The following is an 18,845-nucleotide window of genomic DNA, read 5'->3' as shown; positions in this document are numbered from 1 at the left end:
CTCACATCTCGAACGACTCGTGATGGATGCGGCGGGCGGGCACACCCGCGCCGCGCAGTGATTCGTACACGGACTGCGCGAACCCGGGCGGGCCGCACAGGAACACGTCGTGGTCGTCGATGTCGGGCAGCTTCTGCCGCAGCCGGTCCGCCGAGATGTCGGGGCGTTCCCCGTCCGGGCTGTTGACCGCGTACATCAGGCGGGCCCCGCGCTCGTCGGCGATCGCCGCCAGCTCGTCCCACAGGGCCAGGTCATGGGTGCTGTTGGCCCGGTAGAGAAGGGTGATGTCACCGGCCGCGCCGGGCAGCGTCTCGAACAGGGCCCGCATCGGGGTGATGCCCACACCGCCCGCGACCAGCAGCACCTTGCCGCGGCTGCGGCGGGAGGCGGTCAGCGCGCCGTACGGGCCCTCGGCCCACACCTTGGTACCCGGCGTCAGCTCCCGCAGCCGCTCGCTGTGGTCGCCGATCGCCTTCACGGTGATCCGCAGCATGTCGGGACGGGGCGCCGCCGACAGCGAGTACGGGTGCGAGCTGAACCGCATGCCCGGCGCCAGGAACCGCCAGCGGAAGAACTGCCCCGCCTCCGCGCCGATCCGGTGCAGCTTCTTGCCGCCGATCAGCACCGACACGATGCCCGGCGTCTCCTCGATCACCGCCACCACCCGCATGCGGTGGCGCAGGTTCAGCCGGATCGGGGTGAGGATCCGGTACCAGATCACCAGCGCCGTCACCGAGCCGTACAGGCCGTACCAGGCGGTCTTCGCGGCCGGTTCGACGACGAAGTCGTTGCCGGTGGTGAGCTGGTGCCAGAACGTCAGGAACACCGCCGCGTACGTCAGCAGGTGCACGTGGTACCAGGTGTCGTACGGGATCATCCGGCGGACCGGGCCGATCGACATCAGCCCGATGACGAACAGCAGGCCGGTGCCGATGGCCGCCTTGCCCATGTCCGGCAGCTGGTTGATGGAGTCCATGGTCTGCTGGACGATGTCGCCGAGACCCTTGCCGGCCTGGAGGGCGTACCCCCACATGATCAGGAAGACGTGGGCGACGGTCAGACAGAGCGTGTAGCGACCGCTCATCGCGTGCCAGCGCGCCACCCGGTCGGAGCCCACCCGGCGCTCCAGCGCGGGCACCCGGGCCATCTGGAGCACCACCAGCGCCATGAGGTAGCCGGCGAGCAGCCCGGTGATCCGGCCCGCGTTGAGGATCTTGCCGTTGGTGTCGCTGATGGAGGGTGTGTTGGACCACCACAGCCACAGCACTCCCGCCGCGCCCGCCCATACGGCGAGCAGCAGCAGGGTCGCCGGTGAACGGCGCGGGCGGATGCGGCGCATCGTCTGGCGACGGGCGGCACGGCCGCCTGCGAGCGTGGTGGTCACGGTTCCTCCGAGGACGGATCAAGGGGGGTGGCGTGGTCCCTTGGCCCTCAGATACGTGCCGCGACGCCCGTGTGTTCAGCTGCCGGAAGAGTCCACGGCGAACTGGAGTGACCACCGGTAACGGGCTCCACGCACGAGGGCGGCGACGGCTGTCCGGGGGAGCCGTTCGGCTTGCCTCCCGGTGTGCCGTCGCCGCCCTGTGCGGCGCTCGTGCCTACGGACCCAGGGGGTTGAGCAGGTCCGCCCGGTTCTCGAAGGAGTAGAGCATCAGGTCGCTCATCTCGAACACGTCCTTGGCGTTCCGGTCCGCCACCGGGCTCAGGAAGGGCCGCCAGAACGGATCGCGGACGATGGAGTGCCGGCTGCCCTCCATGGCGCGGTGGAACACCTCGGCGACGATGCGCCCGCCGACGCCGGTCAGCTTCCCGCCGTTCAGCTCGGCCTCGCGCAGGATGTAGAACCACAGCGGGCAGTTCTCGGCGAGCTTCCGGCGCAGCCCCTCGCCGAGTTGGGCCCCGCCCTCGCGGTTGTCGAAGGCGGACTCGGGCAGCGGCCTGAGGTCGAAGCGCCGGGCCATCTGCTGCCCCGTCGCCAGGCGCATCGTGTTGGCCCGGGTGAGGTTGCGGAAGGCGAGGTTCAGCTCGACGGGATCCACCGGCGGCTGCCCCCGGCCGCCGAAGGAGCCGAGCGGCAGTTCGGCCAGCGGGTTGACCAGGAGCGTGTCGATGCGCTTGGTGAGGTTGAACTGCGCGGCCGGTACGCCGAGGTCGCCCCGGCCCGCCTCGCCGAAGTCGAACAGGCGCCGGAAGTCGGCGATCCAGTTGGTGGGCAGGTGCTCGAAGGTGCCCGACTCGGGGTCGTTCGGGTCGGACGGCGGCGGGGAGAGGTTCCCGCTGGTGCCGGTGAAGCGGAACAGCAGTGGCAGCGTGCCCCCGCCGTTGTCGAACACCCGGTTCCAGTTGTAGGCGCCCCGCACCATGCTGTGCCCCAGGCGGTAGGCGGCCACCGAGAACTCGACCGGCATGGTCGGGCGGTCCTGCTCGTCCGGCGACGGCTCGAAGAACCTGCGCCCCTGGGTGAAGACCTCGTCGAGGATGGCCGGGTCGACGATCCTCGGCAGGAAGTCGTGACGCAGCATCCACTGGTAGTGCTTGACGACGCCCTCACGCGCCGACTCGAACAGCACCGCGCTGGAGACGCCCTTGTTGGCCAGCTCGGTCACCAGCCGGTTGTGGAACCGGATGAAGGCGCAGTGGATCTGGGCCACGATGAGGTTCTCGTCGTTGCGCGGATCCGGGATCAGTGGCCGGCGGCGCTCCGAGATCAGGGAGCCGGTGCCCACCCGGGGCAGGTCGAAGCCCCCGAGCGACTGGCTGATGACGGCGTCGCCGCCCGGGATGCCCTGCGTCGTCCCGGTCTTCAGCCGGATGCCGTCGTCCTCGTAGAACCGGCGGTCGAAGCGGTGGTTCGGGCCCAGGCCGTAGAGGCTGTCGAGGTCCAGCGCCGGGGAGCGGCCCTGGAGCAGCTCGCGGACCGTGATCTCGTCCTCCAGCCGGGTCGCCGTGGCGTCCAGGGTGAGGTCGTGGTCCACGAACTGGCCGAGGTAGGTGAAGCCCGCCGGGACCGGCGGGTCCTGCGAGTCGGGCTGCCGGCCGGTGGCGGTCATCGCCTCGGCGAGTTCCTTGCGGGCCGGCCGGTCGAGCAGCCGGTCCGGCCTGGCCTGCGGGCCCAGCCGGGAGAACTGGAACTTGCGCAGGGCGGCGACGGTCGACGCCGGCCGCGGCTCGGCCGGGCTCTCGTCCTTCGAGTCGGCGAGGATGCCCTCGCCGACCACCAGGTACGAGGTGCGGACATGACGTTTGCTCTGAGGTTCGCGTGTCGGTCGGAACATGAATCCCCCATCTGTTCTTGCGGCCAGGGTAGGCAGACAAGAACGGCGGAAGGGAGAATTCCGTCAATATTCACAAGAAAGCGTTTGTACGTATAGATAAGATAAGCGCGACCAAGGCCGCTAAGAGTGTCTAAAAAGGACTTAGCGGCAAGGGAAGTCCGGGGAGTCCGTCCAGACTCGTGGCGATGTGTTCCTTCTTGGCGAAGTAGGCGCTGAGCGACTCGTCGTCCTCGCGCGCGAAGCGCTTGGCGTGCAGGTCGCGCTCTCCGTCGTACGACATGTGGGGCACCGCGAACCCGCAGGAGTCGCGCACGAGTTCGGCCGTCACCACGATGATCGCGCGCAGTCCGTGCTCGCCCGGGTCGATGTCCGGGAAGTGCGCGAGCAGCTCCGTGAAGCGGGGGTCGTCACGGAAGACGGGCTCGCCCCGGCCGTGCAGCCGCACGATGTTCGGCGGGCCCTGGAAGGCGCACCACATGAGCGTGATCCGGCCGTTCTCCCGCAGATGCGCGACGGTCTCCGCGTTGGATCCGGCGAAGTCCAGGTAGGCGACGGTGAGTTCGTCGAGTACGGCGAAGGAGCCGCGCAGGCCCTTGGGGGAGAGGTTGACCGTGCCGTCGCCGGAGAGCGGGGCGGTCGCCGTGAAGAAGAGGGGCTGCTCCTCGATGAACGTGCGGAGCCGGCCGTCTATGCGCTCATAACTCTTTCCCATGTCCAGCGAGTATGGGCGTAGTTGTTTCGTTCGTCTAAGGAATTCCGGGATCCGTTCGCGGAACGGTCCGTGGCCGCCCCGGCCGGCGCTCACACGGGGCGGCCACAGCGCCTGTCACGTCACTTGGTGAGCGTGCAGGCGGCCAGGGAGTCCAGGCCCTGGGGCTTCTCGGCGGTGCGGCCGATCGCGGTGGCGATGCGGTTCACGGTGGCGACGCGCTTGTCCTCCAGCGGGCCGAGGATGGCGTTCTGGACGAAGTTGGGGCCGCCCTGGCCGACCGTGTCGACCAGGCGCTTGTTGGCCTCGTCGACCTGGGTCTGGAGCAGCGTCAGGTTGCGGTCGACCTCGGCCTGCGCGGAGGCCGGGATCGCGGGCAGCTGCGAGGCGACGTCCGGGCAGCTGATGGCGCCCGCCGCACCGCCCGCCTCGCCGGTGTCTCCGCCGCCCTGCTCCTCGCCGCCCGCCTCCGCGCCGGCCTCCTCGCCTGCGCCGGCCTCGGCACCCGCACCGGCTTCCGCGCCTGCTCCGGCTTCCTCGCCCGCACCGGCCTCCGCGCCTGCTTCCGCGCCGCTCAGCGTGCAGGGGGCGAAGGCCTCCAGGCCCTCCGGCTTCGCCGCGGCCCGGCCGATGGAGGTCTCGATGCGGTTCAGGGCCGCGACGCGCTTGTCCTCAAGGGGGCCGAGGATGGCGTTCTGGACGAAGTTGGGGCCGCCCTGGCCGACCGTGTCGACCAGCCGCTTGTTGGCCTCGTCGATCTGGGTCTGGAGCTGCGCGAGGTTGCGGTCGACCTCGGCCTGGGCGGAGGCCGGGATCGCGGGCAGCTGGCCGGTGACGTCCGGGCAGCTGATGGTGCCCGGACCGGCCAGTGTCTTCGCGTTCGTGCTGCCGCTCTTGGGCGTCTCTCCGGCGAGGGCGGTACCGGCGACGATCGCTCCGGTCAGTGCCACCGCGGCGGCGCCGCCTATCAACGCGACGCGACGCTTGTTGTACTTCGGAAGAGCCCTGGACATGCGGATGCCTCACTAGGGTCGGGGGGTTCGTCGTTTACAAACGCGGCGCCTGCGTTCGGCGAGGAGTACGCGAAAGCGGTTTCCCGTGTTCAAAGCCCGGCAAGATTGACGAATCATGCAGCGCTCTGCATAATCATGCATGCGAGATGCGCACCATCGACCCACCCTCCCTAGGAGCAACGCGAGTGAGCAGCAACAGCGGTGACGTACGGCTCTGGGGCGGCCGTTTCGCCGACGGTCCCGCCGAGGCCCTGGCGAAGCTGTCCGCGTCCGTCCACTTCGACTGGCGGCTCGCGCCGTACGACATCGCCGGCTCGCGTGCCCACGCGCGCGTGCTCCACAAGGCGGGTCTGCTCACCGAGGACGAACTCCAGCGCATGCTGGCCGGGCTCGACACCCTTGAGGCCGATGTGGCGTCGGGTGCGTTCGTGGGCACGATCGCCGACGAGGACTGTCACACGGCCCTGGAGCGGGGCCTGCTGGAGCGGGTCGGCCCCGACCTCGGCGGCAAGCTCCGCGCCGGCCGCTCCCGCAACGACCAGATCGCCACCCTCTTCCGCATGTACCTGCGGGACCACGCCCGGATCATCGGCGGCCTGATCGCCGAGCTCCAGGACGCGCTGGTCGGCCTCGCTCAGGCGCACCCGGACGTGGCGATGCCCGGCCGCACCCACCTCCAGCACGCCCAGCCGGTGCTCTTCGCCCACCACGTCCTCGCGCACGTCCAGGCCCTGTCCCGGGACGCCGAACGGCTGCGCCAGTGGGACGAGCGGACGGCCGTGTCGCCGTACGGCTCGGGCGCCCTGGCCGGTTCCTCGCTCGGCCTCGACCCGGAGGCGGTGGCCAAGGACCTCGGCTTCGAGCACGGCAGCGTCGGCAACTCCATCGACGGCACGGCCTCCCGTGACTTCGCCGCGGAGTTCGCCTTCATCACCGCGATGCTCGGCGTCAACCTCTCCCGGATCTCGGAGGAGATCATCCTGTGGAACACGAAGGAGTTCTCCTTCGTGACCCTGCACGACGCCTTCTCCACGGGCTCGTCGATCATGCCGCAGAAGAAGAACCCGGACATCGCCGAGCTGGCGCGCGGCAAGTCGGGCCGCCTGATCGGCAACCTGACGGGCCTGATGGCCACCCTGAAGGCCCTCCCGCTCGCGTACAACCGTGACCTCCAGGAGGACAAGGAGCCGGTCTTCGACTCCTGTGACCAGCTGGAGGTCCTGCTCCCCGCCTTCACCGGCATGATCGCCACCCTCACCGTCAACCGCGAGCGCATGGAGGAACTGGCCCCGGCCGGCTTCTCGCTCGCCACCGACATCGCCGAGTGGCTGGTCAAGCAGGGCGTCCCCTTCCGGGTCGCCCACGAGGTGGCCGGCGAGTGCGTCAAGGTCGCCGAAGCCGAGAACAAGGAGCTCGGCGACCTGACGGACGAACAGTTCGCCAAGATCTCGGCCCACCTGACGCCGGAGGTGCGCTCGGTCCTGAACGTGCCGGGTGCGCTGGCCTCCCGCAACGGCCGGGGCGGGACGGCGCCCAGCGCGGTCGCCGTCCAGCTCGCGGAGGTCAAGGCGGACCTGGCGGCACAGCACGAGTGGGCCACCGCCAAAGAGAAGCGGTAAGCGGAGCGCCCCGTAAGGGGCGCGGGGAACTGCGCGAGCGACCCCGACGCTGTCGCACCCGCCGAAGCGCCGTACGAACCGAGCTCTTGGGCGGAGTCGAAGGTCATCGCGGGTTACGTTGGTCAGGAGCCGAACCGGAGCCGACCGAACGGAGCCCGCGATGCCTTTCGCCCGACTGGCCATAGCAACGACCCCGACCTGTCACATCGGCCTCGGTCTTGCCGCAGTCGGCCGCCCTGGCTACATCAACCTCGGCCGCGACCAAGACCTCGGAGAGAACCGCAGCGTCGAGACGCTGCGCACCCGCACCCACGAACTCCTCGACGCCGCCTACTTCCAGGGCGTCCGCTACTTCGACGTGGCCCGCTCCTACGGCCGCTCCGAGGAGTTCCTCGCCGACTGGCTCAACGCCCGCCCCGACATCGACGACGTCGTCGTGGGCAGCAAGTGGGGCTACACGTACACCGCCGGCTGGTCGGCGGACGCCGAGACGCACGAGGTCAAGGACCACACCGTCCGGACCTACGAGCGTCAGCGCACCGAGACCGCCGCGCTCCTCGGCGACCGGCTCGACCTCTACCAGATCCACTCGGTGACCCCGGACAGCCCGGCCCTCACCGACAAGGAGCTCCACGCCGAGCTCGCCGAGGAAGCCGCCCGGGGCACCACCATCGGCTTCTCCACCAGCGGCCCCGCCCAGGCCGACGCCATCCGCGCCGCCCTCGCGGTGACCGTCGACGGCGAACCCCTCTTCCGTACCGTCCAGTCGACGTACAACGCCCTGGAGACCTCGGCCGGCCCGGCCCTCGCCGAGGCCCACGACGCCGGACTCACGGTGATTGTGAAGGAGGGCATGGCGAACGGACGGCTCGCGGCGCCGCACGCTCCGGAGGCCCTCCGGGCCGTAGCCGAAGAAACGTCTCTGGGCTGTGATGCGGTCGCCCTCGCGCTGGTCCTGCGGCAGCCGTGGGCGGGGGTCGTCCTCTCCGGTGCCGCCACCGTCAACCACCTGGCCTCCAACCTGCACGCCGCCGTCGTCGACCTGGACGAGGAGCAGCTGACGCGGCTGGCCGCGCTGGTGGAGGACCCGCGAGCGTACTGGGAGACGCGCGGGCAGCTGCCCTGGCACTGAGAAAACCCCGCTGATCGTCGGCCATGAGACGTCCATGCCCGCGGTGAGACAAGTATGTCTCACGTGGGCTATGGTTGTCTCATGGCTGTCGATCGTGACCATGTGCTGCGCAGTGCCGCTGCCCTGCTGACCCGTAAATCCACCGCGACCATGGACGAGGTCGCCAAGGCCGCCGGGATCAGCCGGGCGACGCTGCACCGCCTCTTCGCCGGGCGCGACGCGCTCGTACGGGCGCTGGAGGCGCTCGGCATCGCGGAGTGCGAGGCCGCGCTGGACGCCGCCCGCCTCGACGACGGGCCCGCGAGCGACGCCGTACGCCGTCTCGTACGCGCGATCGAACCGGTCGCCGCCCTGCTCGCCTTCCTCTACTCCGAGAACCAGCTGTTCGAGGACGGGCAGCAGAACGCGGGCTGGACCCGCATCGACGAGCGCATCGCGGACCTGTTCAAACGCGGCCAGGCGGCCGGCGAGTTCCGCATCGACCTCACACCGGCCTGGCTCACCGAGGCGCTGTACGGGCTGCTGGCCTCCGGCGCCTGGGCCGTCTCGGAAGGCCGCGTGGCCTCCAAGGACTTCACCTTCATGATCGTCGAGCTGCTGCTCGGCGGCGCGGTACGCCATCCCGCACAACCGAGAGAGGAATCATGACCAGCACCGTGCAGTCGGCGACCCCGAACGAGGCGGTGAAGCGTCCCGGCCGCTGGCTCGCGCTGGCCGTCCTGGTGCTCGCCGTGCTGCTGGTGGCCGTCGACGCGACCGTCCTCGGTCTCGCGACCCCCTACATCAGCGAGGACCTCAAGCCCTCCGGCACCCAGCTCCTGTGGATCGGCGACGTCTACTCCTTCGTCATCGCCGGACTGCTCGTCTCCATGGGCAGCCTGGGCGACCGCATCGGGCGCAAGCGGATCCTGCTCATCGGCGCCACGGCGTTCGGGGCGATATCCGTCCTGAACGCCTACGCCACCACCCCGGAACTGATGATCGCGGCCCGGGCCCTGCTCGGAGTGGCCGGCGCCACCCTGATGCCCGCGACACTCGCCCTGATCCGCAACCTGTTCCACGACTCGCGCGAACGCAGCCTCGCCGTCGGCATCTGGGGTGCGACCGCCTCCGCCGGCACGGCGCTGGGCCCGATCATCGGCGGCTTCCTGCTCGAACACTTCTGGTGGGGCTCGGTCTTCCTCATCAACCTGCCCGTGATGGCGGTTCTCGTCGTCGTCGGCATCAAGCTGCTGCCCGAGTCGCGGAACCCGCGTCCCGGTCCGTGGGACATGACCAGTGTCGCCCTCTCCCTGGTCGGCATGATCGCCGTCGTGTACGCCGTCAAGGAGGCCGCCACCCACGGCTTCACGTGGGAGACCCTCACCGCCGGTCTGCTGGGCGCGGGCGCGCTCTACGGCTTCGTACGCCGACAGCTCACCCTGCCGGCCCCGCTGCTCGACATGCGCCTGTTCCGCAACCGTGGCTTCAGCGGCGCGGTCCTGGCCGACCTGCTGACCATCCTCGGCCTGTCCGGCCTGGTGTTCTTCCTCTCCCAGTATCTGCAACTGGTCCAGGGCAGGCGCCCGTTGGAGGCCGGCCTGGCCGAACTGCCCGCCGCGGTGGGCGCGGTGGTGGCCGGTCTGATCGCGGGCCGGGCGGCGCGGCGCTTCTCCGTCCGAGCGGTCGTCGCCGGCGGCCTCGCCGCGGTCGGCCTGGCCCTGGCCGCCCTCACCGTGATCGACCGGTCCACCGGCTACCCCCTCCTGGGCGCCGCCCTCCTGGTCGTCGGCATCGGCGCCGGCTTCTCCTTCACCGTCACGGCCGACGTCATCCTCGGCTCCGTCCCCAAGGAACAGGCGGGCGCCGCGTCGGCCGTCTCCGAAACGGCGTACGAACTGGGCGCGGCCCTCGGTATCGCCGTACTGGGTTCGATCGTGACGGGTGTGTACCGGGGCTTCCCGGGCCCGGCCGGCACCCCGCCGGAGGCTCACGAGTCGCTGGGCGGCGCGGTGGAGGTGGCGTCGAGTCTGCCCCCGCACACGGCGGCGGCCATGCTCGACGCGGCCCGCACCTCGTTCGTGGACGGACTCACGGTGGCAGCGGGAGCGGGTGCGGCGGTCCTGCTGGCCGCGGCGGTCGCGGCCTGGTTCATGCTGCGCGGCCAACGGCTCGACAGCCAGCAGTGAGGCCCGGCTTTAAGCCCGTTTTCGCCCCCGCCTGATGGTCTTGGCTCCATGACACGACCCACACGCACATGGATGGTCACCGGAGCCCTCACCACCCTCGCCCTGGCCGGAGGCGTCGGGGTCGCCCTCGCCGCCGACGGCGACGACAAACCCGCGGGCCAGGTCAGGCTGGTCGTGGACGACGGCAAGACCGGCGAGGACTGCCCGAACAAGGGCAGTACCTCAACCGCCGGCACCGACCCCGCCTCCGACCTGTGACCACGGAGGGCAAGCTCCTCGAAGAGGCCCTCTTCGAGGTGAAACGCGTCATCGTCGGCCAGGACCGCATGGTGGAACGCCTGTTCACGGCGATCCTGGCCCGCGGCCACTGCCTGCTCGAAGGCGTCCCCGGCGTCGCCAAGACGCTCGCCGCGAAGACCCTCGCGCATGTCGCCGGCGGTCACTTCGCGCGTCTCCAGTTCACCCCCGACCTGGTGCCGTCCGACATCACCGGGACCCGGATCTACCGCCCCTCCCAGGAGGCGTTCGACATCGAACCGGGCCCGGTGATCGCCAACGTCGTCCTCGCCGACGAGATCAACCGCGCCCCCGCCAAGGTGCAGTCCGCGCTCCTGGAGGTCATGGGGGAGCACCAGGTCTCCATCGGCGGCACCACCCTCCCCGTCCCCGAGCCGTTCCTCGTCCTCGCCACCCAGAACCCCATCGAGTCCGAGGGCGTCTACCGCCTCCCCGAGGCCCAGCGCGACCGCTTCCTGCTCAAGGTGGAGGTCGCCGCACCCAGCGAGTCCGAGGAACTCGCCATCCTCTACCGGATGAGCGTCGACCCGCCCAGCCCGCGCCGCGTCCTCACCCCCGAGCGGCTCATCGCCCTCCAGCGTGCCGCCGACCAGGTGTTCGTGCACCACGCGGTCGCCGAGTACGCCGTACGACTGGTCTGCTCGACCCGTGAACTCGCCGGACCGGAAAGCCGGTTGGCGCACGGCGCGGGCCCGCGCGCCACCCTCGGCCTGGTCGCCGCCGCCCGGGCGCTGGCCCTGCTGCGCGGCCGTGGCTACGTCCTGCCCAAGGACGTGGGCGACCTGGCGCACGAGGTCATCGCGCACCGGCTCGTGCTGTCCTTCGACGCGCTCGCCGATGGCATCACCCCGGGCGAGATCGTCGACGAGGTGCTCACCGCGGTCCAGCAGCCGCGGATCAGTCCACGCCAGGCCGCCCAGGAGGCAGTGGCATGACCCCCACCCTGCGCGAACTCACCCCCGAACAGGCCCTGAAACACCTGGAGTTGCTCTTCACCCGGAATCCGGACGGGCTCCTCCAGGGCGATCACGCCGCGCTCCTGCCGGGGCCGGGCAGCGAACTGTCCGAGACTCGGCCGTACGTCATCGGGGACGACGTGCGCCGGATGGACTGGAACGCCACCGCCCGCACCACCGTCCCGCACGTCCGTCTCACGCTCGCCGACCGCGAACTCACCACCTGGATCGTCCTCGACGCCTCCGCGAGCATGGACTTCGGCACGGCCCGGATGGAGAAGCGGGACCTGGCGGTGGGCGCGGCGGCATCCGTCGCCTTTCTGACCGAGCGGGCGGGAAACCGCCTCGGGGCGCAGATCACGGGGCCGTACGGCATACGGCGGATCCCGCCCCGCTCCGGACGGCAGCACCTGCTCACGATCCTGCGCGCGGCCCTCGACCGGCCCCGGGTCGCGCCCGGCGCCCCCGATGCCGCCCTCGCCGACGCCCTGCGGGCGCTGCGGGTGCTGCCGGGACGCGGACTCGTCGCGGTCGTCTCCGACTTCCTGGAGACCGGCTGGGAGCAGCCGCTGCGGAGCGTGGCCCGGCGCCACCAGGTCCTCGCCGTGGAGACCGTCGACCCGCGCGAGATGGAACTGCCCGACGTCGGCCTGCTGACCGTCGTCGACCCGGAGACCGGCCGCCGCCGCGACATCCCCACACACACCCGGAAGGTGCGCGAACGCTACGCCGAGGCCGCCCTGGAGCAACGGGCCCTGATCAAGCGGTCCATCCACCGCGCCGGGGCCGCGCACCTCAGGCTGCGCACGGACCGGGACTGGGTGCGGGACGTCGTGCGGTACGTCGACGATCAGCGGCGCCGGGCGGGAGGCGGTGCCGCATGACACCGGGGACCACGACAGGAGAGGAGGGATCATGGGCCTGCGTTCCCCCGGCTGGCTGCTGCTCCTGGTGCCGCTCGCCGCGCTGATCGCCGCGTATCTGCTGGTCCAGCGCAGGCGGGGCCGCTACGCCGTCCGCTTCACCAACCTCGATCTGCTCGACAAGGTCGCGCCCCGCCGGCCGGGCTGGCGGCGGCACGTCCCGGCGGGAGCCTTCTGCGCCACGCTCGCCCTGCTGGTGCTGGGCTTCGCCCGGCCGACGGCCGACGTCCAGGTGCCCCGGGAACGGGCCACGATCGTCGTCGCCTTCGACACCTCCGGCTCCATGGAGGCCACCGACGTCGAACCCACCAGGTTCATCGCCGCCCAGCGCGCCGCCCTCGCCTTCATCGACCGGCTGCCCGAGCGCTTCAACACCGGACTGGTCACGTTCAGCGGCTCCGCCACGGTCGCGGTCCCGCCGACCACCGACCGGGTGGTGCTGAGCTCGGCCATCCAGCAGCTCACCACCGGCCAGGGCACCGCGATCGGCGAGGCCGTCATCGCCGCGCGCAACGCGATCCGGGCACTGGACCGGCAGGCCGAGACCGAACCCCCGCCCGCCCACATCGTCCTGCTCTCCGACGGCTCCAACACCGTCGGCCGCTCGGTCGAGTCGGCGGCCGAGGAGGTCGCCGCGGAGCGCATCCCCGTCTCCACCATCGCCTATGGCACCCCGGAAGGCATGGTCGACCTCGGCGACGGCCGCACCCTCCAGGTCCCCGTCGACGGACCCGCCCTGGAGAGCCTCGCCTCCCGCACCGGCGGCGACTATCACGAGGCCGCCACGGGGGAGGAGCTCCAGGCCGTCTACGAGGACATCGGCAGCTCCGTCGGCTACCGCACCGAGCAACGCGAGATCTGGCAGTGGTTCGTGGCCGGCGGCCTCGCCACGGCGCTGATCGCCGCCGCGACGTCCCTGCTGTGGTTCTCCCGGCTGCCGTGAGTGACATGGGAGGGGGCTCCGGGCGTCTGGCGGGGCGGGTGTGTCCGGGAGGGGGCGCTGTGTGTCCGGCTGGACGGCGCATCTGGCGGGGCGCATGCGTCCGCCGGTGCCGTGCGTCCGGTGGGCCATCGTGCCGTCGGCCTACGACGACATGCGGAGCGGGGGCTTGTGCCACTGCGAGGGTCGGGCCGATACCCCGCGGGGACGCGGGCCGTGCCGGTCCGGCTCGCGCGACCGTGGCAGTCCTTGCCTCACGGCTCGCAGGGGTCCGGGCCGGCGTCTCCCAGGGGTGCGGGCCGTGCCGGTCCCGTGGCTCCGGACGGTGGCAGTCCCCGGTCCCGTCCCTTCGGAGGCCGGACCCGTCTCCGGAGAGCTGGGCCGTGCCAGTCCTGTCTCCGCCGAGCGTGCCGGCCCCCGCCCCACGCCCTGCCCCTTCGGGGGACCGGACCGACAACTTTCGGGGACCCGGCCCACGCCGGTCCCTCCTCCGACACCGGCAGTGTGCCCGCCCCTGCCCCTCCCCGCCCCTCCCCGCCCAAGGAGGCATACCGTGACCGATCCCACCAGTTCCGCCCCGACGGACGCACCGGATCCCGCCGGTCCCGCCGGATCACCGTCCCCACCCGGCCTCGGCCAACCCCGTGGCCCCTCCTTCCTCCCCGGTCGTCGCCCCGCGCTCCCCGCCCGTCAGGCGCCGCGGGAGGCGGCGGTCGCCGCACCGCCCTCCACCCCGCCGCAGAACCAGGCTCCGACCACTCCCGCCGTACCCCCACGCTCCCGCACCCCCCGTCCCCTCGCCGCCACGATCCTCGCCGCAGTCCTGGCGGGCGGGGCCGCCGGATACGCGGCAGGGGGTCTCGGCGACGACGACCCCGCCGCGCCGCAGGCCGCCGCGCGGGCGGGCGGGGACCTGGAGACCGTCGCGGCGCGGGTGCTGCCGAGCGTGGTCTCCGTGCGGACGGCGAACGGGCAGGGCTCCGGGTTCGTCTTCGACGAGCGGGGCCGGATCATGACCAACGCCCATGTGGTGGACGGCAGTTCCAGCGTCACCGTCGAGCTCCAGGACGGGCGCCGGCTGCGCGCGGAGGTGATCGGGGACGACCCGGCGCACGACGTGGCCGTACTGGAGCCCGAGACGGCGCGCGGGCTCCGGGCCGTCGACCTGGCCACGGGAACCCGCCCCGGCGTCGGGGACACCGTCCTGGCCATCGGATCGCCGCTCGGCCTCAGCGGCACCGTGACCTCCGGCATCGTCAGCGCACTCGACCGTGCCGTACAACTGGGCGACGGCGGTGGACAGCGGCGCGCCCTCCAGACCGACGCGTCGATCAACCCGGGCAACTCCGGCGGACCGCTGGTCGACGCCGACGGGCGGGTCATCGGCATCAATACGGCCATCGCGACGTTGGACCGGCAAAGGGGCGGCTCGATAGGCATCGGTTTCGCCATCCCCGTGGCGGATGCCGCGACCGCCGCCCGGACGATCATCGACGGCAGCTGACACAGGGGGCGGACATGCGACTGCTGGTGGTCGAGGACGAGGAGGACCTGGTCGTCGCGCTCAAGGTCGGGCTGGTGAGGGCCGGCTACGCGGTCGACGTCGCCCCGGACGTCGACACCGCGACCGAGAAACTCGTCGTCAACGACTACGACCTGGTCCTGCTCGACCTCAACCTGCCCGACGGCGACGGCTTCTCGGTCTGCCGCGCCATCCGCGCCCACCCCGGCGGCCCCCGCATCCTGATGCTCACCGCCCGCGACCGTCTCGCCGACCGGGTACGCGGCCTCGACGAGGGGGCCGACGACTACCTGGTCAAACCCTTCGCGCTGCCCGAACTCCTCGCCCGCATACGGGCGTTGCTGCGCCGCGAGGACGGCGGCACCGCGATCGTCGCGGTCGGCGAACTCCGCCTGGACACCGCACGCTTCGAGGCCTACCGGGGCGACCGCCAACTCCAGCTCACACCCAAGGAGTTCAGCGTCCTGCACTATCTGATGACCCGCCCCGGCCGCGTCGTACCGGCCGAGGAACTCCTCGAACACGTCTGGGACGAGTACGCCGACCCGTTCACCAACACCGTCCGCGTCACGGTCGGTTCGCTGCGCCGCAAGGTCACCGGGGACGACGATCCGCTCATCGAGACGGTGATCCGGCAGGGCTACCGCCTGAGGGAGACCCGATGAAACGCCCCTCCGTCAAGCGGCTCTCTCTCAAACGCCTGACCAGGCGGCTCCCCGTCCGGCGCCCGCGCCTGCCCGCCTTCACCCACACCATCCGCTTCCGCCTCACCGTCCTGTACTCCGGCCTCCTGTTCGTCCTCACCGCCCTCGTCCTCGGCGGTGTCTACATCGCGGTCGAACGCAGCGGCGACGCCCACCCGGTCACCAAGCAGTACTCGGCGGAGAAATACGTCGGCGAGCGGTACGTCGGCCAGATCCAGGTCGCCCGGGTCGAGGAGATCGAGGCCGCCGTCAACTACGAGACCCTCGGCAACCTGCGCCGCTTCTCCTACGCCGTCCTCGGCGGCGTCGCCGCCACCAGCCTCGCCCTCGGCTGGATCCTCTCCGGCCGCGCCCTGCGTCCGGTGCGCGCCATCTCCCGCACCGCCGCGGACATCCAGGCCACCGACCTCTCCCAGCGCATCCGGCTCACCGGCCCCAAGGACGAACTGCGCGACCTCGCCGACACCGTCGACTCCATGCTCGACCGGCTCGACGAGGCGTTCCGCGCCCAGCGCCAGCTCATCGACGACGCCTCCCACGAACTGCGCAGCCCGCTCGCGATCATCCGCGCCAACCTGGACGCCGTCCTGACCGCCGAGGAGTCCGACGAGGAGGAGCGCCGTCAGGCCGTCCTCGGCGTGGACCGGGCCACCACCCGCATGACCCGCCTCGTCGAGGACCTCCTGGCCACCTCCCGCCGCAACGCGCCCGCCCTCGCCGACGCCGACATGGACCTGGCGGCCGCGGCAGCGGAGGCCTGCGAGGAGTTCGCCCCGCTCGCCGCCGAACGCGGCCTCACCCTCCGGCGCCGCCTCACCCCGGGCCTGACCGTCATCGGCGACCACGACGCCCTCCGCCGAGCCGTCGGCAACCTGCTCTCCAACGCCGTACGCCTGGCCCCACCGGGCACCCGCATCACCGTCGCCGCCGGCCGCAACGGCGACTGGCTCTGGACGGCGGTACGCGACGAGGGTCCCGGCATCCTCGACGACGACCAGTCCCGCGTCTTCGACCGCTTCTGGCGAGCCAGGTCCACAACCACCGGCCGAGACCGCCACGCGGGACTGGGCCTGGCGATAGTCCGCCAGATCGTGGAGTCCCACGGCGGCCAGGTCAGACTGTTCTCACAAGTAGGGGAGGGCTCGACGTTCGTCCTGTGGTTCCCGGCCCCGAACGCTGAGAACGGAAACGACACGCCTCCACCGACGGCGCCCCTCTAGGGGCGCGGGGCTGTATCGATGTGCGGCTCCGCCGCGCGGGCGCGACAAGCCACAACGGACCCGCAGCCCGCCGACAACCGCACCCCCAACGGCGCAACCCGCTACGCGGCCTTCGCCTTCGTGGCGTACATGTCCACGTACTCCTGCCCCGACAACCGCATGACCTCCGTCATCACGGAGTCCGTCACGGCCCGCAGCACATACCGGTCCCGGTCCATCCCGTCGTACCGGGAGAACTCCATCGCCTCACCGAACCGCACGGTCACCTTGCTGGGCCGCGGCATGCCCGACCCACCCGGCTGGATCTTGTCCGTGCCGATCATGGCGAACGGCACGACGGGCGCCCCGGTCATGAGCGTCAGGCGCGCGATCCCGGTGCGGCCCCGGTACAGCCGTCCGTCGGGAGACCGCGTGCCCTCGGGGTAGATGCCGAAGAGCTTGCCCTCCTCCAGGATCCGGCGGCCGGTCATCAGTGCCGCCACGCCGCCCCGGCCGCCGTCCCGGTCGACCGGGATCATGCCGACGCCGGTGAAGAACCAGGCCATGAGCCGGCCCTTGAAGCCCTTGCCGGTGACGTACTCGTCCTTGCCGATGAAGAAGACCTGACGGTCGCAGACCAGCGGCAGGATCATCGAGTCGATGAAGGTGAGGTGGTTGCCGGCCAGGATGACCGGACCGTCGCCCGGGATGTGCTCCGCGCCCTCCACCTGTGGGCGGAACATCAGGCGCATGATCGGTCCGAGCACTGCCTTGATGAGCGCGAAGCGGGACAACGAGCCCTCCGGTGTCAAGAGAACGGCCAGGGAATCTGTATGAGTCCGTGCAGGTGAGGACATTACTCGCGGCCCGGGGTGTCGTGCACATCGAGCGCGTCGGGTTCACCGAGGCCTTACGCACTGTTGACCCGGGTTTACCTGCGGCGGCCCACCGTTGCCGCACGGTAACCCTGCCGGAACGATGTGACAGAGGTCGCGTACCCCGGTCCCGCACCGTGAAGCCGACGGACTGTCAGACATCTGTTCCCATGCGACATCCCGTGTCACCCGCGTGTTCGGCCGGGGGTCTCCCGTCCGCCATGTCCGCCCACCTACGATCGGCGCGCATTCACGAGCCGACGCAGGGAGGGCGCTCATGGGAACCCAGGAGCCGCAGCACGAGTCCACCGAGCAGGCGCACACGGGACGCCGGGCACTCCTCGGCGCAGCCGTGCTCGGCGCGGGCGGAACGGTCCTCGGACTGTCCGGCACCGCGAGAGCGGCAGGCGCGAGGCCGGGCGGCGGGGGCCTGAAGAGCCTGCCCGTCCCCACGATCATCGGCCACCGGGGGGCCAGCGGTTACCGCCCCGAGCACACCTTCGGCTCCTACCAGCTGGCCCTCGACATGGGCGCCGACATCGTCGAGGCCGGTGACCTGGTGCCCACCAGGGACGGTCACATCGTCTGCCGCCACGAGCCCGAGATCGGTGGCACCACGGACGTCGCGAACCACCCCGAGTTCGCCGCCCGCAGGACCACGAAGGTCCTGGACGGGGTCTCCACCACCGGCTGGTTCACCGAGGACTTCACGCTCGCCGAGCTCAAGACGCTCCGCGCGATCGAGCGCATCCCGGCCAACCGTCCGCACAACACGCTCTACAACGGCCACTGGGAGATCCCCACCTTCGAAGAGGTCCTGAAGTGGCAGGACGAGCAGACCCGCAAGCGCGGCAAGCAGGTCTGGATCTACCCCGAGACCAAGCACCCCACCTACTTCCGGGGGCTCGGCCTCGGCCTGGAGGAGCGGGTCGCCAAGCTGCTGCACAAGTACGGCAAGGACAGGCGGAACTCGCCGGTCATCATCCAGTCCTTCGAGCCGACCAGCATCCAGCGGCTGAACAGGCTGGTGGACAACCCGCTGGCCGTGCTGCTGTCCTCGGCGGACAGCCGCCCCTGGGACTTCGTGGCGAGCGGTGACCCGCGCACGGTGGCCGACCTCATCACCCCCAAGGGCCTGAGGGAGATCGCCGGCTACGCCCAGGGCATCGGCCCGACCCTCGACCTGATCATCCCGAGGGACGCCCAGGGCAACCTCACCAAGCCCACCACGCTCGTCAAGGACGCCCACAAGGTCGGTCTCGTCCTGCACCCCTGGACCATGCGCAACGAGAACCCCTTCCTGCCCGCGAACTTCAGGAAGGGCACGGACGCGGACGCCTACGGCGATGTCTTCGGCGCCTTCCGGACGTACTTCGCCACCGGCATCGACGGCGTCTTCACCGACAACCCGGACACCGGCGTGCTGGCCCGCGAGGACTTCCTCGACCGCTGACGGACCACTGACGAACCGCTGACGTGCTCGTCAACGTCCGAGGTCAACCGGTAGGCGACC

Annotated in this window: 17 protein-coding genes; 12 read left to right on the top strand and 5 right to left on the bottom strand. The window is 71.2% G+C overall.

The features are described 5' to 3' along the window. Position 1: 1 nt before the first annotated feature. From SLINC_RS09375 to SLINC_RS09360, 4 genes are all read right to left on the bottom strand, one after another. On the bottom strand, positions 2–1,384 hold the full coding sequence (locus SLINC_RS09375) for a ferredoxin reductase family protein (RefSeq protein WP_067429198.1): 1,383 nt from the start codon (positions 1,382–1,384) through the stop codon (positions 2–4). A 214-nt stretch (positions 1,385–1,598) separates the two neighbouring features. Next, on the bottom strand, positions 1,599–3,275 hold the full coding sequence (locus SLINC_RS09370) for a peroxidase family protein (RefSeq protein ID WP_067429195.1): 1,677 nt from the start codon (positions 3,273–3,275) through the stop codon (positions 1,599–1,601). 130 nt (positions 3,276–3,405) lie between these two features. Then, a complete protein-coding gene (locus tag SLINC_RS09365; RefSeq protein WP_067429192.1) occupies positions 3,406–3,987 on the bottom strand; it encodes a pyridoxamine 5'-phosphate oxidase family protein in 582 nt (193 codons plus the stop codon). A gap of 119 nt (positions 3,988–4,106) precedes the next feature. Beyond that, positions 4,107–4,997 carry a hypothetical protein gene (locus tag SLINC_RS09360; RefSeq protein WP_067429189.1) on the bottom strand — a complete coding sequence of 297 codons (891 nt, stop codon included), beginning with the start codon at positions 4,995–4,997 and terminating at the stop codon, positions 4,107–4,109. 185 nt (positions 4,998–5,182) lie between these two features. On the opposite strand from SLINC_RS09360, the gene argH reads away from it, so the two are divergent. The 11 genes from argH (at position 5,183) to SLINC_RS09305 (ending at position 16,478) form a co-directional block, all read left to right on the top strand. Further along, positions 5,183–6,616 carry an argininosuccinate lyase gene (gene argH / locus SLINC_RS09355; protein ID WP_067429185.1) on the top strand — a complete coding sequence of 478 codons (1,434 nt, stop codon included), beginning with the start codon at positions 5,183–5,185 and terminating at the stop codon, positions 6,614–6,616. A 160-nt stretch (positions 6,617–6,776) separates the two neighbouring features. Further along, positions 6,777–7,748, top strand: a complete 972-nt coding sequence (locus SLINC_RS09350; protein ID WP_067429183.1) for an aldo/keto reductase — start codon at positions 6,777–6,779, stop codon at positions 7,746–7,748. Between the two features lie 81 nt (positions 7,749–7,829). Further along, positions 7,830–8,396, top strand: coding sequence for a TetR/AcrR family transcriptional regulator (locus tag SLINC_RS09345; RefSeq protein WP_067429182.1), 567 nt, complete (start codon positions 7,830–7,832; stop codon positions 8,394–8,396). After that, complete coding sequence (locus SLINC_RS09340; RefSeq protein WP_067429181.1) at positions 8,393–9,916, top strand: MFS transporter; 1,524 nt, start codon at positions 8,393–8,395, stop codon at positions 9,914–9,916. The genes SLINC_RS09345 and SLINC_RS09340 overlap by 4 nt, the downstream gene beginning before the upstream one ends. Positions 9,917–9,964: 48 nt before the next feature. After that, on the top strand, positions 9,965–10,174 hold the full coding sequence (locus SLINC_RS49250) for a hypothetical protein (protein ID WP_225988429.1): 210 nt from the start codon (positions 9,965–9,967) through the stop codon (positions 10,172–10,174). Between the two features lie 68 nt (positions 10,175–10,242). Next, a complete protein-coding gene (locus tag SLINC_RS09330; protein WP_079165096.1) occupies positions 10,243–11,148 on the top strand; it encodes an AAA family ATPase in 906 nt (301 codons plus the stop codon). Continuing rightward, the gene (locus SLINC_RS09325) at positions 11,145–12,053 is read left to right on the top strand and encodes a DUF58 domain-containing protein (protein ID WP_067429172.1); all 909 of its coding nucleotides are present in this window, start codon (positions 11,145–11,147) and stop codon (positions 12,051–12,053) included. Before SLINC_RS09330 ends, SLINC_RS09325 begins: the two co-directional genes overlap by 4 nt. Positions 12,054–12,084: 31 nt before the next feature. Beyond that, entirely contained in the window at positions 12,085–13,035 is a 951-nt protein-coding gene (locus SLINC_RS09320; RefSeq protein WP_067429169.1) for a VWA domain-containing protein, read from the top strand. 550 nt (positions 13,036–13,585) lie between these two features. Next, on the top strand, positions 13,586–14,536 hold the full coding sequence (locus tag SLINC_RS09315) for a S1C family serine protease (RefSeq protein WP_067429166.1): 951 nt from the start codon (positions 13,586–13,588) through the stop codon (positions 14,534–14,536). Between the two features lie 14 nt (positions 14,537–14,550). Continuing rightward, positions 14,551–15,219 (top strand): response regulator transcription factor, encoded by a 669-nt coding sequence (locus SLINC_RS09310; protein WP_067429163.1) that lies wholly within the window; start codon positions 14,551–14,553, stop codon positions 15,217–15,219. Then, the gene (locus tag SLINC_RS09305) at positions 15,216–16,478 is read left to right on the top strand and encodes a sensor histidine kinase (protein WP_079164466.1); all 1,263 of its coding nucleotides are present in this window, start codon (positions 15,216–15,218) and stop codon (positions 16,476–16,478) included. The genes SLINC_RS09310 and SLINC_RS09305 overlap by 4 nt, the downstream gene beginning before the upstream one ends. A gap of 101 nt (positions 16,479–16,579) precedes the next feature. On the opposite strand, the gene SLINC_RS09300 is transcribed toward SLINC_RS09305, so the two are convergent. Next, positions 16,580–17,251 (bottom strand): lysophospholipid acyltransferase family protein, encoded by a 672-nt coding sequence (locus SLINC_RS09300; RefSeq protein WP_067429155.1) that lies wholly within the window; start codon positions 17,249–17,251, stop codon positions 16,580–16,582. Between the two features lie 358 nt (positions 17,252–17,609). Here SLINC_RS09300 and SLINC_RS09295 point away from each other — a divergent pair, with 358 nt between their 5' ends. Then, positions 17,610–18,785 (top strand): glycerophosphodiester phosphodiesterase, encoded by a 1,176-nt coding sequence (locus SLINC_RS09295; protein ID WP_067429152.1) that lies wholly within the window; start codon positions 17,610–17,612, stop codon positions 18,783–18,785. Positions 18,786–18,845: the final 60 nt, after the last annotated feature.

Source organism: Streptomyces lincolnensis, assembly GCF_001685355.1.
GTDB classification, from domain to species: Bacteria; Actinomycetota; Actinomycetes; order Streptomycetales; family Streptomycetaceae; genus Streptomyces; species Streptomyces lincolnensis.
Note: the sequence above shows the minus strand (reverse complement) of the source record. Positions and strands in the feature narration are given on the sequence as shown.